The organism is Pseudooceanicola sp. DL12, from assembly GCF_056270665.1.
Genome location: NZ_CM149884.1, coordinates 54,835 through 71,083, shown reverse-complemented (window position 1 = coordinate 71,083; position 16,249 = coordinate 54,835). Strand labels below are relative to the sequence as shown.

The 16,249-nt window shown below is 68.2% G+C and carries 9 protein-coding genes; 5 read left to right on the top strand and 4 right to left on the bottom strand.

Annotated elements, in window-relative coordinates; genetic code table 11:
• Nucleotides 1-329: 329 nt before the first annotated feature.
• Nucleotides 330-1,007 (bottom strand): outer membrane protein, encoded by a 678-nt coding sequence (locus AC0WR5_RS00330; RefSeq protein WP_475865936.1) that lies wholly within the window; start codon nt 1,005-1,007, stop codon nt 330-332.
• Nucleotides 1,008-1,242: 235 nt separating this feature from the next.
• Here AC0WR5_RS00330 and petA point away from each other — a divergent pair, with 235 nt between their 5' ends.
• The 4 genes from petA (at nt 1,243) to AC0WR5_RS00310 (ending at nt 4,807) form a co-directional block, all read left to right on the top strand.
• Nucleotides 1,243-1,824, top strand: a complete 582-nt coding sequence (gene petA, locus AC0WR5_RS00325) for a ubiquinol-cytochrome c reductase iron-sulfur subunit (protein ID WP_475865934.1) — start codon at nt 1,243-1,245, stop codon at nt 1,822-1,824.
• 11 nt (nt 1,825-1,835) lie between these two features.
• Nucleotides 1,836-3,158, top strand: coding sequence for a cytochrome b (gene petB / locus AC0WR5_RS00320; protein ID WP_475865932.1), 1,323 nt, complete (start codon nt 1,836-1,838; stop codon nt 3,156-3,158).
• A gap of 14 nt (nt 3,159-3,172) precedes the next feature.
• A complete protein-coding gene (locus tag AC0WR5_RS00315) occupies nt 3,173-3,973 on the top strand; it encodes a cytochrome c1 (RefSeq protein WP_475865931.1) in 801 nt (266 codons plus the stop codon).
• 129 nt (nt 3,974-4,102) lie between these two features.
• Nucleotides 4,103-4,807, top strand: a complete 705-nt coding sequence (locus AC0WR5_RS00310; protein ID WP_475865929.1) for a hypothetical protein — start codon at nt 4,103-4,105, stop codon at nt 4,805-4,807.
• Nucleotides 4,808-4,831: 24 nt separating this feature from the next.
• Here AC0WR5_RS00310 and pbpC read toward each other — a convergent pair whose 3' ends face one another.
• Complete coding sequence (pbpC, locus tag AC0WR5_RS00305; RefSeq protein ID WP_475869091.1) at nt 4,832-6,850, bottom strand: penicillin-binding protein 1C; 2,019 nt, start codon at nt 6,848-6,850, stop codon at nt 4,832-4,834.
• Between the two features lie 17 nt (nt 6,851-6,867).
• On the bottom strand, nt 6,868-12,315 hold the full coding sequence (locus AC0WR5_RS00300) for an alpha-2-macroglobulin family protein (protein ID WP_475865927.1): 5,448 nt from the start codon (nt 12,313-12,315) through the stop codon (nt 6,868-6,870).
• Between the two features lie 162 nt (nt 12,316-12,477).
• Between AC0WR5_RS00300 and AC0WR5_RS00295 the strand changes: the two genes are divergently transcribed.
• Complete coding sequence (locus AC0WR5_RS00295) at nt 12,478-15,444, top strand: response regulator (protein WP_475865925.1); 2,967 nt, start codon at nt 12,478-12,480, stop codon at nt 15,442-15,444.
• On the opposite strand, the gene yaaA is transcribed toward AC0WR5_RS00295, so the two are convergent.
• A complete protein-coding gene (gene yaaA / locus AC0WR5_RS00290; protein WP_475865924.1) occupies nt 15,445-16,215 on the bottom strand; it encodes a peroxide stress protein YaaA in 771 nt (256 codons plus the stop codon).
• Between the last annotated feature and the right edge of the window lie 34 nt (nt 16,216-16,249).

Genomic DNA, 16,249 nt, shown 5'->3' with positions numbered 1-16,249 from the left:
GGCCCACTGGCCTGCCCCGGTAAGCGGACGGCCCCGGGGCAGGCATGACCGGTGCCGATACACTCAACCGGAGCGGGAGACGGGCCGTCGCCAAAATAAAGTTGCGACTCAATCAAAAGATGTATCCAGGAAGTCTCTTTTGACGGATTCCCCTCATTCCGGCGGATCCGATGGCCGGCCCGGCACCGGGATCCTTACCGGGATCCTCACCGGGCCCTCACCGGGGCCTCCCCTGAAACCAGCCGGAAATTCCCCTGCGCCGGACAGCAAAAGGGCCCGCCTGACGGCGAGCCCCTGGCAAGATCCGGTATTGTCGGAGCGTCCGCGGTTCAGAAGCGGAAGCCGACACCGACGTTGATCGCGTTGGTGTAGATCGTGGTCGAGAGCGAGCCGTCGCCTTCCAGGTCGACATCGTTGTCGGACCAGGTGAACTGATACTCGCCGAAGACCGACCAGTGCTCGGACAGAGCATAGGAGGCCCCGGCGGTCAGGCGCGCGGCCGGGCCGGAGAGCTGATAGCCCCAGGTTTCGGCACCGCCGGTCGGCGTGACCTCGACGTGGGGAATGGCGACACCGACACCGGCGCCGAGGTAGGGCGTGAAGCCGTTCCAGGCGTCCTGCCAGCGGCGGGTGGCATTCACGGTCACGATATTGAGACCATCGGTGAATTCCAGGTGGCTGAAACCTGCAGCGGCCATGTCGCTCTCGTCGGCATAGACCTTGTTGTGGCTGAACTCGAGGCTGTAGCCCCAGTCGGAGTTCTGCCACCAGGTGGCGCGCAGACCGTAGTAGGGCGGCATCGCAAAGCTCTTGCCTTCCCATCCGATCAGGGCATCGAAACTGCCGAGCGCGGGGGCATCGCCGCGGATGCGGCTGTGCGGTGCCGTCTGCCAGCCGCCGTAGAAGCCGAGCTCGAACTCCTGTGCCTGGGAGGGCGCCGCGGCCGCGACGGCGATCACGCCGGCGAGTGTCGTCGTGGCGAGGGAAAAGCGAAGTATCCGCGACATGTTAATGGCTCCGGCCTAGTAACGTTAGGTGTGATTCGGGCATACACCCTGATGAGGGGTCTCTCAAGTGCGACACCTTGGCCAAAACAACCTTAAGAACACCTGTCGTGCGATTGTATGCTGGACCTGCGCACAACGGGAAGATAAACAACAGGTCGGTAACGGCTGCGTGAAATCCGCGGCCCCAAACCCCGCACGCGCCCGCCAAGGCAGGGCTAGGAATGGAGCTTAATTCGTGTCCCACGCAGAAGATCACGAAGGCACCCGGAGGGACTTCCTCTATTACGCCGCCGCCGGCGCAGGTGTCGTTGCAACCGGGGCGGCCGTCTGGCCGCTGATCAACCAGATGAACCCTTCGGCGGACGTGCAGGCACAGTCGTCGATCCGGGTCGATGTCTCCGGCGTCGACGTGGGCACGCAGCTGACCGTGCAGTGGCTGGGCAAGCCGGTGTTCATCCGCCGCCGCACCGCCGACGAGGTCGAGGCCGCGAATGCCGTCGACACCTCGACGCTGCCGGATCCGGTCGCGCGCAACGCGAACCTGGCACCCGATGCCCCCGCCGATGACGTCAACCGGTCGCTGATCCCCGAGGGGGCCAGCGGCGAAGGTGCCGAGGAATGGCTGGTGATGATGGGTGTCTGCACCCACCTGGGCTGTGTGCCTCTGGGCGAATCGGGCGATTTCGGCGGGTGGTTCTGCCCCTGCCACGGGTCGCACTACGACACTGCCGGCCGCATCCGCAAAGGCCCGGCCCCCGAAAACCTGCATATCCCCGTCGCCGCCTTCGAGGGTGACGCGGAAATCGTTCTGGGCTGAGGGAGGACAACATGGCCGGAATTCCGCACGACCATTACGAACCGAAGACCGGTGCAGAGAAGTGGGTCGAGACCCGCCTGCCCGTGCTCAGCCTGCTGTACAACACGATCATGATCCCCACGCCCAAGAACCTGAACTGGATGTGGATCTGGGGGATCGTCCTGGCCTTCTGCCTGGCGCTGCAGATAATGACCGGCATCGTGCTGGTGATGCATTACACCCCGCATGTGGACCTGGCATTCGCCAGCGTCGAGCATATCATGCGCGACGTGAACGGGGGCCACTTCCTGCGCTACCTGCACGCCAACGGGGCGTCGCTGTTCTTCTTTGCCGTCTACCTGCACATCTTCCGCGGCCTCTACTACGGCTCCTACAAGGCCCCGCGCGAGATCACCTGGATCGTCGGCATGATCATCTACCTGCTGATGATGGCCACCGGCTTCATGGGCTATGTCCTGCCCTGGGGTCAGATGTCCTTCTGGGGCGCGACCGTGATCACCGGCCTCTTCGGCGCCATCCCCTTCGTGGGCGAGGCGCTGCAGCAATGGCTGCTGGGCGGGCCCGCCGTGGGCAACCCGACGCTGAACCGCTTCTTCTCGCTGCACTACCTGCTGCCCTTCGTCATCGCGGGCCTGGTGATCGTGCACATCTGGGCCTTCCACACCACCGGCAACAACAACCCCACGGGTGTTGAAGTGCGCCGTGGCAGCAAGGAGGAAGCCAAGAAGGACACCCTGCCCTTCTGGCCCTACTTCGTGATCAAGGACCTCTTCGCCCTGGCGGTCGTTCTGGCAGTCTTCTTCGCCATCGTCGGCTTCATGCCGAACTTCCTCGGCCACCCGGACAACTACATCGAGGCCAACCCGATGGCGACGCCCGCGCACATCGTGCCGGAATGGTACTTCCTGCCGTTCTACGCGATCCTGCGCGCCTTCACCGCAGACGTCTGGATCGTGATGTTCGCGGACTGGATCACCGGCGGCATCATCGACGCCAAGTTCTTTGGCGTGCTGGCCATGTTCGGCGCCATCATCGCCATGGCCCTGGTGCCCTGGCTCGACACCAGCCGCGTGCGCTCGGGCCGCTACCGCCCGATGTTCAAGTGGTGGTTCGCCCTGCTGGCCATCGACTTTGTCGTGCTGATGTGGGCCGGCGCCATGCCCGCGGAACCGCCCTACTCGACGATCTCGCTGATCGGGGCCACCTACTGGTTCGCCTACTTCTTCGTCATCCTGCCGCTGCTGGGTGTCTTCGAGAAACCCACGACGCCGCCCGCGACCATCGAGGACGACTTCGATGCGCATTACGGCCCCAAGGCAAACCCGGCCGAGTGAGGAAAGGACAGAGCATGATCAGGAAACTTACCCTCTCTGCCCTTGCAGCAACGGCCCTGGCGGCCGGTGCTGCCAGCGCCGCAGAGGAAGGCGGACACAAGATCCACGACGTGGCCTTCTCCTTCGAAGGCCCCTTCGGATCCTACGACCAGCTGCAGCTGCAACGTGGCCTGAAGGTCTATACCGAGGTCTGCGCGGCCTGCCACGGGCTGCAATACGTGCCCTTCCGCACCCTGGGCGACCCGGGCGGCCCCGAGCTGCCCGAGCCGCAGGTGCGCGCCTATACCTCGCAGTTCGAGGTCTATGACCCCGAGACCGACGATTACCGCACCGCGATCCCGAACGACCACTTCCCGCATTCCTCGCTGGAAAACGCCCCGGACCTGAGCCTGATGGCCAAGGCCCGTGCCGGGTTCCACGGGCCCGCGGGCACCGGGATCAACCAGTTCCTCAAAGGGATCGGCGGGCCGGAATACATCGCCAACCTGCTGACGAGCTACACCGGCGAGACCAAGGAACAGGCGGGCGTGACCTACTACGAGAACACCGCCTTCTCGACCGGCTGGATCGCCATGCCGCCGCCGCTGATGGGCGAGGACGTCGAATTCGACGATGGTCACCGCAACGACCTGCACCACGAGGCCGAGGATGTGGCGGCCTTCCTGATGTGGACGGCCGAGCCCAAGATGATGGCCCGCAAGCACGCCGGTTTCGTCGCCGTGGGCTTCCTCGTCCTGATCTCGGTGCTGCTCTACCTGACGAACAAGCGCCTCTGGAAGCCGGTGAAACACCCCAAGGTCGACAAAGAGGCCTGATCACCACGCCACCAGCTTCACTCTGGACAGTGAAAGAGAGCCCCGGCAGAGCGATCTGCCGGGGCTTTTTGTTGCCCTGTTCCCGAGCAAAGGCGCAGCAGGGTGGCGCGGTATGACCGGAGGGAACACATGGACGGCTGGATCGATCTCTATTGCGAGCGCAGTGCCTTCGGCCTCTGGGGAGAGCCGCTGAACCTGCTGAGCAATGCGGCCTTCGTGCTGGCGGCGCTCACCGGCGCCGGGGCGCTGCTGAAGCGTGGCGAGACCGGACCGGCAGGCACATTCGCGGAATGGCTGTTGGTGATGCTGGCGGCCGCCATCGGGGTGGGCAGCGGGATCTTCCACGCCTGGCCGGTGCCGCAGACGGAACGGGCCGACGTGATCCCGATCTGGAGCTTTGTCGCGCTCTACGTGCTGACGGCGATCCACCGCGCCACCGGCGGCGTCATTGGCCGCACGGCGCGGATCGATGCCATCGTGATCGTCGTGGTGGGCGGGATCTTCTGGCTCACCTCCGGTGACGTGACCACCGAGGGAACAGAGGCCAGGACGGCCCTCAACGGCTCGGTGCAATATGCCCCGGCGCTGCTGGCGCTGCTGGTCTTTGCCGGGTTGATGCTGTGGAAGCGCCACCCGGCCCGGGGATACGTGGCGGGGGCCGCGGGGGCCTTCGTGCTCTCGCTCTGCTTCCGCACGGCGGACCTTGCCACCTGCGCGGCCACGCATCAGGTCGGCACGCATTTCATGTGGCACATCCTGAACGGCGCGATGATCGGGCTGTTGCTGCTGGCGCTGATCCTGAAGATGCCGCCGGTCGCGCGCGGGGCGCGCTGAACAGGGGCCATTCGATTGCGCGGTTCAGTCGAGCTGAAAGGCGACTCTCGCCGAGCGGCCGGCCGCGTCGATCACCGTGACATCGGCAAAGCCCGGCCCCGGCGCGGGCAGCAGCGCATCGGCACGGCGGCTGGCGGTGAGGACAGGCGTGCCGTTGAGCAACCAGGTGAAGGGCGCGGTGCCGTGGCGCACGCGCACCGGCAGGCCGGAGGTGGCGGCCTCGAGCACGGCGCCATTGGGGGGAAAGGCCATCTCCGGCGCATCGGCATCGGGCACCGGGCCGAGGGTGCGACGGTAGAAGTGGCGCAGCGGCTGCGGCAGGTCGGCGGGCGCGGCAATCAGGGTTTCGGGCGGCGCCGGCGGCAGCGGGGCAAGCCGCTGGCCCAGCCGGGAGAAGGCGCGGAAAAGCACCGGCGCGGCCTCCTCTCCGCCGAAGGCACCGGGCACCGGCGTGCCGTCGGGCCGGCCCACCCAGACGCCGATCACATGGGCACCGTCATAGCCGATGGCCCAGGCATCGCGGTGCCCGTAGGAGGTGCCGGTCTTGTAGGCGATGCCGGCCTGGGGCGCGCCGGGAGGCGGGGCGAGGCCTGCGAGGATGTCGGTGACCTGCCAGGCGGCGGCGCGGTGGGTGATGCGGGCGCCGGACGCAGGGGCATCGCCCTGCCGCCACCAGAGCGGGCGCGCCGTGCCGCCATTGGCGAGGCCGGCGTAGAGCTGTGTCAGATCCTGCAGCGAGGTGCCGAGGCCACCCAGCGCGATGGCGAGGCCGGGCGTGGCCTCTGCCGGCAGGGCGGGGGTGACGCCGCCGCGTTTCAGCCCGGCCATGAGGCGGGCGGGGCCGATCGCCTCGGTCAGGGCGACGGCGGGCAGGTTCAGCGACATCTGCAGCGCCTCGCGCAGGCGGACGGGCCCGCGGAAGTAGCCGTCGAAATTATGCGGGGCATAACCGCCGAAATCCGTGGGCACGTCGTCGATCACGGTTTCGGGGTGGGCCAGGCCGCGGTCGAAGGCCAGGGCATAGATCAGCGGCTTGAGCGTGGAGCCGGGCGAGCGCAGAGCCTGGGTCATGTCGACGAAGCCCTGCCCCTGAGGCGCGTAGCCCCGCGAGCCGACGGAGGCGAGGATGCGGCCATCGCGGTGGTCGGCCACGAGGATGGCGATGGAGAGCTCGGCGCGCTGGCCCTGCAGGGCGGAGGTGGCCAGCGCCTCCATCCGGGCCTGCAGGGCGGCATCGATGGTGAGATCGTGGCGGAGCAGGCCGGGGGCCTGGGCGAGGGCGCGGTCGGCCAGATGCGGGGCGAGCGACGGGAAGGGCCGGCGGGTGGTGGGCAGCGCCTCGGCCCGGGCGACAGCGGCGGCCTCGGGCGTGAGCAGGCCGAGCGCCTCCATCCGGGTGAGGACGCGGTTGCGCGCGGCCAGCGCCGCCTGCGGGTGGCGATCCGGGCGGCGGGCTTCGGGCGATTGCGGCAGTGCCACCAGCAGCGCGGCCTGCGCCGGGGTGAGCCGCGCGGGTTCGCGCCCGAAGTAGGCGAGAGAGGCGGCGCGGGCCCCCTCGATATTGCCGCCCATGGGCGCGAGGGTGAGGTAGAGCTGAAGGATCTGGTCCTTCGACAGCTGCCGTTCCAGCGCCAGGGCTAGGCGGGTCTGGCGCAGCTTGCCGGACCAGGAGCCGGTCTGCCCCTCTTCCAGCAGGCGGGCCACCTGCATGGTGAGCGTGGAGGCGCCGGAGACGACGGTGCCATGGGTCGCCCCCTGCCAGGCGGCACGCAGCACGGCGCGGGGATCGACACCGCCATGTTCGCGGAACCGGCGGTCCTCCCAGGCCAGAAGCATGGAGACATAGAGCGGATCGACGGCATCGGGGGCGAGACGCCAGCGGCCATCGGCCACGGTATAGGCGCGCAGCAGGGTGCCATGGGCATCGCGCACCTCGACCGAGGTGGCAGGGGTGAGGGGCGGCAGGTCGGTGGCCGCGATCCAATGGTCGCCCGCGTCGCGGAGCAGCGCCGCGCCCCAGAGGAGCGCGACGCCGAGGATCATCAGGGCGCCAAGGCGCTTCACTCGACCACCGTGACCTGCCCCTGCCCGGTGCGGGCGCGATAGGCGGGGCGGTACATGTCCTCGACCGTGGCGGCCGGGTGCGCGTAGGTGCCGGGGGTCACGGCGCGGATCATGTAGGCGAGGCGGAAGGGCGCGTCCGAGCGCCAGTCGAGGGCTGCAAGGAAGCGCTCGGAGAGGAACTCGGCCATCTCGGGCTCTGCCGTCTCGAGCCAGGCCAGCGCCGAGACATCCCCGGAGGAGAGCAGGCGCGGGTTGTCGATTTCGAAGCCCGCGGGCAGCGGATCGTTGACCATCAGCCGGGCGCCGGTGTCGTCGGTCGGCGTGATGGTGAGCACGGTCACCAGACGGTCGCCGGAGGCAAGACCATCGGGCGAGGCGGGATCGCCGTCCGGGGTGAAATACTCGCGCCGGATGGCATAGCCGTAACCGTCGGCGGTGACCTCGCCCACCGGCTGGCCGAGGGTGGTGAGGGTGACGGGCAGGGCAATGTCGCCCTCGTTGGTGATCCCGACCGGATCGGTGGCGGCGGCGCCGGCGGGCAGGCGGACCATCGGGCTGGCGTGCTGGCCGTCAATGGCGAGGCCCGGCAGGCTGTCGGTGACGAGCGAGCGGGCCGCCATGAGCGACCAGGCGCTCTCCTGCGTGGAAAACGGCCCGGTGGCGGTGGAGATGCGGGTGAGCAGCGCCTCTCTGTCGATGGCATTGGAGCCGGCGGCGACGGCAAGGTCGAGCACCGCGGCGGTGTCGCGGAGCGCGGTGCCGAAATCGGCGCGCCAGACGGGCTTGTCGGTGAGAGACTGCACCGCGATCATCTGCCCGGCGCGGGCAAAGAGCGCATCGGCGCGGGGCTGATCGCCATAGAGCGCCAGGGCCGCGCCGAGCTGGGCCACGGCAAGGGGCGTGGCGAAATCATCAGCCTTGGCATCGGCGTAGTAGCGCAAGTCGCTGGTGGCAGCCTCGCCCTCGCGCGCAAGGACATAGAGCTGATAGGCCAGCGCGGTGCCGCCGCCATTGGTGGTGGCGGTGAAATCTGGCGCGTAGTTCACCTGATTGCGCAGGTTTCCGAGGGCATTGCGGAAGGCGATGTCGGGCACCGTGGCGCCGGCGGCACGGGCCTGCGACAGGAAGTCGGTGACATAGGCATCGAGCCAGGCACCGCCCGCGGAGCCGGGCCAGAGATCGAAGCTGCCGGTGGAGGTTTGGCGGGCGAGAACGGCGGTGATGCCGTCGCCGATGCGGGCGTCGATCTCGGCGGCCGAGGCGATGCCCATCTGCTCGGAGACCGAGGAGAGATAGAGCAGCGGCAGGGTCTGCGAGGTGATCTGCTCGGTGCAGCCATAGGGGTAAGCGGCGAGCTGGGCCAGCAGGCCAGGCACGTCGAGCCGCGCCATGGGGCCCACCGAGAGCACCGCCGAGGCGGTATCGGGGTAGAGCCCGTCGAGCGCATCGGCGTTGAGGGTGAAGGTGGCGCCGGGATCGAGGGTGACGCGCCGGGTGATGCCGATCTGCGGCGCGGTGCGGCGCACCGGCAGGACGAGATCCTGCTGCAATTCGGTGCCATCCGGCGTGACGAGGCGGATCTGCACGGGGTAATCGCCCACCTCGCCCGCCACGATGGGCAGGGAGAAAGCGGCGCTGCCGTGATCGGCGAGCGTGACGCTGGCCGGCAGGGAGGAGGTGTCGAGGGTGACGCCATTGGCGGAGACCGAGACCTGCACCGCGCCCGCCGGGCCGGTGGCATGGGTCAGCTCGAGCAGCATGCGCGAGCTGTCACCGGGGGCGAGAAAACGCGGCAGCGAGGCCTGGGCCACCACCGGATCGCGCACCAGCACGTCTTGCTGGGCCGAACCGACACCGGTGTCGCTCCAGGCGAGCGCCATCAGGCGGATCGTGCCGTTGAAGGCGGGAATGTCGAAGGGGACGGAGGCATTGCCATCGGCATCCACGGTGACCGGGCCGGTGAAGAAGGCCACGAGCTGTTCCGTTGGGGGCGGCGACTGACGCGCGAGAGAGGCGGCATCGCCGCCGGAGCGCACGCGGCCCATTTCGCCCTGAAGCCCGTCGATCAGCCGGCCGTAGACATCGCGCAGCTCCATCCCGAGGCGGCGCTGACCGAAGTAATGCGCCTGGGGATCGGGGGTCTTGAAGCCGGTGAGGTTGAGGATGCCGACGTCGACCGCGGCGAGCGTGACATGGGCGGTATCCCCCGGCAGGACGCCGGCGACATGGACCGTGGCGGCAAGCGGGCCGCGCGGCATGCTCTCCTCGGGGGCGTCGATGGAGACGGCGAGCGCCTTGTCGCCCGGGGCGACGGGGGCGTAATCGAGCCCCATGGCGCGGGCCGGGTTGTGCCCGGCGGCCACGTCCATCGGCCGCAGCACCGTGGCGGTGACATAGGCGCCCGCGCCCCAGTCTGGCGTGACGGTGAGCGGCACCTCGTTGCTGCCCTCGGTGGCCTCGACGATCTGCATGTCGATCAGGTGATCGGTCATGACGGTGATCAGGGCGGTGCCGGCATAGCGCGGCACGAAGCGCAGGGTGGCGGTGTCGCCGGTGACATACTCGGGCGCATCGAGCGAGACATCGAGCATGTCTGGCGTGTTGACGGCATCTGCCGGGGCGTACCAGCCGGCATCGACCATGGCGCTGGCCGCGACGCGGGGATCATCGGCAGAGGTCACGACGATCTCGTACTGGCCCCAGTCGACCGGGGCGGAGACGGTGACGGTGCCGTCGCCCAGCGTGGCGTCACCCTCGGCGATCAGGCTGCGGGTGGTGTAGGGCTCCCAGTTCCAATTGCCGTACTGATTGTACCACTGGTACTCGGTCTGCACCCGGCTGATGCGATAATGCACATCCATGTCAATGGGTTGCAGGGAAGGCGAGAGGGCGATGAGATCGAAGGCGGCCTCCGATCCCTGCGGGAAGGTCTCGGCCTGGGGGCGGATGCCGATGACCGGCGCCGAGGGGGTGAGCAGGCGCGTGGCCTGACGTTCCACCGCGCGGCCCGAGCCCTCGCGCACCTGCATCGTGACGGTCAGGTCGACCGGCACGGCGGTATAGGGCTGATAGTCGGCAAAGGAGAGATCGGTTTCGGCAAAGCCGGTGGCATCGGTTTCGCCCAGGCTGAAATATTCGCGCCAGGTGCCATCGACCGCGTCATGCAGGCCGAAACGGTAACCGGGGAAATCCGGCAGCGTGGTGCGGGGATCGAGGGCATAGCTGCCATTGACGGGCAGGTTGGCCGCCGGGGCACCAAAGAGGTAATCGGCCTGCAGGCTGGCCGGGATCGTATCGGCAAGGGTCAGGGCGCCATCGGGCAGCGTGACCGTGAAATCGATGCGTTCGGGCAGGAAATCCTCGACCAGGACCTGGGTGGTGGCCAGCGCGGGGGCGTCGAGATCGGATTTCACCGAGAGCGTCCAGGTGCCGCGCGGCACGGTTTCGCCCACCGGGAAGGCAAAGACATGGCCGCCGGCCTGCCCCTGCGCAGAGGTTTCACGGGCGTATTCCACGCCGTCGGGACGGGTGAGGATGGCGGTGACGGGCAGCCCGTCGATGGCATGGGCGGTGGCGTCGCGGGCCAGGGCGGTGAGGTGGATCACCTCTCCGGCGCGGTAGGCGCCGCGGTCGGTGGCCAGGAAGACGTCGATCGGGCCGGCGGGTTCCGCCCCCTCGACACCGCGATCGGAAAGGTCGAAGGCGGGGCCGGTGAGCGACAGGAAGGTGATGTCGTCGCCAAGCTCGGCCACCAGCGCGGCGGGCGCCATGCCACCGGTGCCCCGGGTGAGGCCCGCAGGGAAATGCGCCACGCCCCGGTCATCGGTGGTGGCGGTGCCCAGAACCTCGTTGGCGGTGGAGATCAGCCGCAGCGAGACACCGGCGCGGGCGCCGGCATCGGAGAGGCCGCGCACAACGGTGGTGAGCCCGTCGCTGCCCTGCATGACCGAAAGGCCGAGGTCGGTGAGCACGAACCACTGGGTGGCGGGGGCGTTCTCGTAGGGATCGGCGCCGGGGATGGCAGCGCGCAGGATGAAGATGCCCGGCGCCTGCCCGGCCAGGGCCTCGGAGAGCGGAAGCCGCGAGGTGACGGTCTCGTTGCGGGCCTTGCGGACATCGGCATGGCCGGTCCAGACGGGGGCCGCGATCTGATCGTCGAAACTGTCGATCTCGTATTCCTCGATCTGCGCGCCGACGAAATCCTGCTGGAAGGCGCGGAGGAGGTTGCGGTCGGTCAGACGCGAGAGGGTCAGCTCCACCTCGTCGAGGTTGACCGTCTCGATGGGCAGGGCGGCATCCTCGATCCGGGGCAGCACATAGCCCCGGCCCGGGAAGCGCGCGGAGGGGTCGCGGTCGCCGATGAAGAAGCGCTGATCGACATCATCGGCCAGCACCTCGCCCGATTTTGCCGGCAGGCCGGCACGGAAGGTGACGTTGTAGGCCGTGCCATGGGTGCCGCCGGTGATGCAGAGCTGGTTGCCCTCGGGCTCGGCGGTCATGTCGGGCTGCGGCAGGCGCAGGTAGGTCTCGTAGTCGACGCCGGTCTTCAGCAGGTCCTCCGAGAAGATGGCGCAGAACCGCGGCAGGGCGAGATTGTTGTCGACACTGTTGCCGGTGATGCGGAAGCCGTATTCGCGGCGCGCGTAATCGAGCAGGCGGTCGACCTGCGGCGTGTCGTCATAGGTGGCGGCAAGGGTCAGCGCCGGGATCATGTCGCGGCCGCGATACTGGCTCTCGAGCACCTGCGCCATGAGCAGCAGGCTCTGCGAGGAGAGTGCCGGATCCTGGCTGCGCAGGAAGGCATTGACCGAGGCCGAGAGCGCCTCGTCGCGCAGGGCGCCGCGGTCGTTGTCGCCGCGATAGAGATCGAAGCCGTAGGTGGCAAGCGCGAGCCAGTCGCGCGGATCATCGGTGATGGCGGCGGCGGTACCGGCATAGCGGCGGGCGCTCTCGCGGTCGCCGTCATCGCCGGCCTGGCGGGCCATCGCGGACCATTCGGCACCGGAGCGGTCATCGCCCATGAACTGCCAGGGCAGGCCGGAGGCCTGATCGCGGGCGGCGGTGAGCGTGTCGGAGCCGAGGAAGCCGAGCTGACCGGCCGCCGTCGTCGCGCGTGCCTGCACCGCGGGCGGATAAGGCAGCACCGAGGCCGAAAGGGCACCGGCATAGGCGCTCTCTCCGGTCACGGAGGATTTCGGGAAACAGGAATTGTTGCGGGTGTTGAAGGTGAGCGCGACGCAGGCGTCATTGCCAAGGCAGGCACGCTGGCATCCCTCGCGGGTGGTGTCGAAGAGCTGTTGCAGGTCGGCGCCGGCAAAATCGGTGTCTGGCGCCACGACCAGGCGTTTCGCCGGAAGCGGATCCGCGGCCTGTGCCGCCGCAGGCAGGTTGCCGGTGAAAAGAACCAGGGCGGCCGAAGCCGCCGCCAGAATGGACCGCATCATGATGGCTCTCCCGCCCCGAAATTCACGTGGCCGAATGGTCGCATGGCGGTTGCAATCCCGGCAAGAACCGATTGCCCAAAGCGCTGCGATTTACCGATTTTTCACGCAAACCTCCGAATGTCCCCGAACCCAGAAATCCCGCCGGAACCGGAGAATCCCCGTATGAGTTTGGCAAGCAAGCTGGCGGAAGAGAGGCGCGCACGCCTCGCCGCCGAACGGCTGCTTGAACAGAAACAGGCAGAATTGCAGGCCGCCAACCGCAAGCTTGGCCGGCACGCAAAACTGCTGTCCGAACAGATCCACGAGAAACGCGCCGAGGTGCAGACGGTCCTGAGCGCCCACGAGAAGGTCAAGACCGACCTGCAGGTGGCCAACCAGCGCATCGAGCTTGCCGAGCGGCGGCTGTGGCAGTCGCTGGAGATCATCCAGGACGGTTTCGCCTTCTGGGATGCGGAGGGGCGCCTGATCGGGGCCAACCGCGCCTGGCTGACGGTTTTCGATGACCTGGAGGAAATGGCGCCCGGCCTGAGCTATGTGCGGATGCTGCAGCTGGCCACCGAGGAGGGGATCGTCGACATCGGCGACAAGACCCCGGCGCAATGGCGCGAGGACATGCTGGACCGCTGGCAGGCCCCCTCGCCCGAGCCGCGGGTGATCCAGCTGTGGAACGGCCAGTACATCCGCATGCTCGACCAGCGCGGTCACGACGGCGATATCGTGACGCTGGCGCTGAACATCACCGGCTCCGTGCGCTATCAGCGCCGGCTGAGCGAGGCGCGACATCGGGCCGAGGCTGCGAACCGGGCGAAATCGGCCTTTCTCGCCAGCATGAGCCACGAGATCCGCACACCGATGAACGGCGTCGTGGGCATGGCGGACCTGCTGGGCGATACCGAGCTGAGCGAGGAACAGCGCCTCTATGTCGACACGATCCGCAGCTCCGGCGAGGCGCTGCTGGTGATCATCAACGACGTGCTGGATTATTCGAAGATCGAAGCGGAGAAGCTGCAGCTGCACCCCCGCCCCTTCGACCTGGAACGCTGTATCCACGAGGTCATGCTGCTGTTGCAGCCGACGGCCAGGGAAAAGGGCCTGTCGCTGCTGGTGGATTACGATGTCTTCACGCCCACCGGGTTTGTCGGCGATCCGGGGCGGATCCGGCAGGTGCTGACCAATCTGGTGGGCAACGCGGTGAAATTCACCAGCCACGGGCATGTGCTGATCCGGGTGGTGGGCCTGCCCTGCCCCGACAGCGACCGGATGAACGTGACGGTGACCGTCGAGGACACCGGCATCGGCATCGCCCCCGACAAGGTCGCAATGGTCTTCGGCGAGTTCAACCAGGTGGACAGCGAGAGCAGCCGCCAGTTCGAAGGCACGGGCCTGGGCCTGGCGATCTCGCAACGGCTGATCGGGCTGATGGACGGACAGATCTGGGTCGACAGCGAGCTGGGCGCGGGATCCAGCTTTGGCTTCCGGGTGACACTGCCCGTGCCCGAGGGGGCCGCGCAGAGCGCCGGGCCCGAGGTGCTGCCGCACCTGGGCCGGGTGCTGGTGGTGGACGACGACGCGCTGCATGTCTCGATCCTGGAGAAGCAGCTCGACCTGCTGGGCGCGCATCCGGTGACCTGCAGCAGCGGTGCCGAGGCGCTGGAGATGCTGGACGACACGATCGAGCTGGTGCTGACCGATCACAACATGGCGGAAATGGACGGGCTTGAACTGGCCGAGGAGATCCGCGCCCGGGGCAGCCAGGTGCCGATCATCCTGTTCAGCCCGGCAGTGCATTTCGCCGAAATGGACCCGGCCAAGCGTTTCCTGCACGCGATCCTGCAGCGCCCGACCCTGCGCGACGACCTGTTCAGCGTTCTGCGAACCCTGGACCAGGCGCGCGCCCCGCACGAGGCACCGCCGCCGCCCGCGGAAGGCGCGCCGCCGCGGCTCTGCCGGGTGCTGGCCGCCGAGGACAACCGCACCAACCGCCTGGTCTTCGGCAAGATGCTGGCCGGGGCCGAGATCGACCTGCGCTTTGCCGAGAACGGTGAAGAGGCGGTGGCCGCCCATGCGGAATTCGCCCCTGACGTGATCTTCATGGATATTTCCATGCCCGGGATGGACGGCAAGGAGGCGACCCGCCGCATTCGCGCCACCGAGGCGGGCAGCAGCCGGCATGTGCCGATCGTGGCGATGACCGCCCATGCGCTGGAGGGCGATGAGGAGACGATCCTGTCCGCCGGGCTGGATCACTACCTGTCGAAGCCCCTGCGCAAGGCCGATGTGCTGGACATGCTGGCCCAGCTGACCCCGGCCGATCTGCACCCGCCGTTCCAGGCGGCGAAAGAGGCAGAGGATGACGTGAGCGCGGCGCCGCTGCCGGAGATATCCGCCGAGGACGGGACGGAAGCGGCCGCCACCGGGGCGGAAGAAATGGAACTCGGAGAGCTGCCGGAGGCGCCGGAATCCCATGCCGAGGCCATCGCGGCGGAAGAGGCGGAACCTGACGAGCCCGCGCCAGCCCACGCGGAGGAAGACGCCCCGGCGGAGCTACCTGCAGGGGACATCGCGGCGGAAGAGGAGACGCCGGAGGACACGCCCCCCGCAGCGGAGAGCGCAGACGTGCCGGGCGAGGGGATCGCACCGGAAGACACACCTGTCGCGGGCGAGTCCGTTGCCCCTGCGGACCTGGAGCTGACCGTAGAGACCGAGGAGGCTGTCAGCGCGCTGGACAGCGAAACGGAAGAGGACCGCCCCGAGGCGGGAGAGACGGGTGCGGAGGACGCAGCCGAAGCCGATCAGGCGGCAGAGCCCCTGCCCGATGCGACCGTCGATACGGGTGCCGACACTGAGCCAGACACGGATCACCATGGGGCTGTCGATACGGCTGTCGATAAGGCTGTCGATACGGCTGTCGATAAGGCTGTCGATACGGAGGCCGAGGAGGCCGCTCGCAAGGAGGCGCGGCGCAAGCGGGCGGCGCGGCGCAAGGCGGCAGCCAAGCGGAAGGCCGCGAAACAGGCCGAGGAGGCCATGCCTGCGGAAGGCGATGCCGGTTGGACGGCGGAAGAGGGCGGCAGTGAGACCGCCGAAGAGGCCCCACCCCCCAAAAGGGGACGCGCGCCGAAACGCTGATCAGGCGCCTTCGGGCCGCAGGAAGACGGGCGCCTCGGGCGTGGAACGATCCGGCTGATAGGCATAGCCGCCGGTGTCGAAATCGACGAGGCCGGCCGGATCGGTCAGCCGATGGGTGACGATGAAACGGGCCATGGCGCCGCGGGCGCGCTTGGCGTTGAAGGAGATCACCTTTTCCTTGCCGTTCTTCACGTCGAGGAAGGTGGGGGTGATCACCGTCAGCCCCAGCGCATCGGTATCGACGGCGCCGAAATATTCCTGGCTGGCGCAGTTCACCAGGAAATCCGTGCCGATCTCGCGGGCCTGGGCCTGAAGCACTTCGGCCGGGGCCTTGCCCCAGAACTGGTAGAGGTTGGTGCCACGATCGGTCTTCAGCCGGGTGCCCATCTCGAGACGATAGGGCTGGATCCCGTCCATCGGGCGCAGCACGCCGTAGAGCCCGGAGAGGATGCGCAGGTGCTCCTGGGCCCAGCCAAGCTCGTCATCGTCGAGGCTGGCGGCGTCGAGCCCCTGGTAGGTGTCGCCGGCAAAGGCAAAGACCGCCGGGCGCAGGGCCTCGGCCGCGGGATCGGCCTGAAAATCGCGGAACCGGTCATAGTTCAGCCGGGCGAGGTTATCCGAAAGCGACATGAGCTTGGCGATGTCGCCGGCGGACTTGCCGCGCATCACGTCGATCAGCTGTTCGGTCTCCGCCGGAAAGGGCGGTTCGGTCAGCGCCTGCGGGCGGTCCGTCCAGTCGAGTTTCTTTGCCGGGGAGACGACGATTAGCATCTTGGGGTCCTTTTCTTGCGCGACGGCACATCTA

Excerpts from the sequence above, each read along its gene's own strand:
- AC0WR5_RS00330 (WP_475865936.1), bottom strand. The coding sequence starts at position 1,007 with ATGTCGCGGATACTTCGCTTTTCCCTCGCCACGACGACACTCGCCGGC.
- petB (WP_475865932.1), top strand. The coding sequence starts at position 1,836 with ATGGCCGGAATTCCGCACGACCATTACGAACCGAAGACCGGTGCAGAG.
- AC0WR5_RS00315 (WP_475865931.1), top strand. The coding sequence starts at position 3,173 with ATGATCAGGAAACTTACCCTCTCTGCCCTTGCAGCAACGGCCCTGGCG.
- AC0WR5_RS00310 (WP_475865929.1), top strand. The coding sequence starts at position 4,103 with ATGGACGGCTGGATCGATCTCTATTGCGAGCGCAGTGCCTTCGGCCTC.
- pbpC (WP_475869091.1), bottom strand. The coding sequence starts at position 6,850 with ATGATCCTCGGCGTCGCGCTCCTCTGGGGCGCGGCGCTGCTCCGCGAC.
- AC0WR5_RS00300 (WP_475865927.1), bottom strand. The coding sequence starts at position 12,315 with ATGATGCGGTCCATTCTGGCGGCGGCTTCGGCCGCCCTGGTTCTTTTC.
- AC0WR5_RS00295 (WP_475865925.1), top strand. The coding sequence starts at position 12,478 with ATGAGTTTGGCAAGCAAGCTGGCGGAAGAGAGGCGCGCACGCCTCGCC.
- yaaA (WP_475865924.1), bottom strand. The coding sequence starts at position 16,215 with ATGCTAATCGTCGTCTCCCCGGCAAAGAAACTCGACTGGACGGACCGC.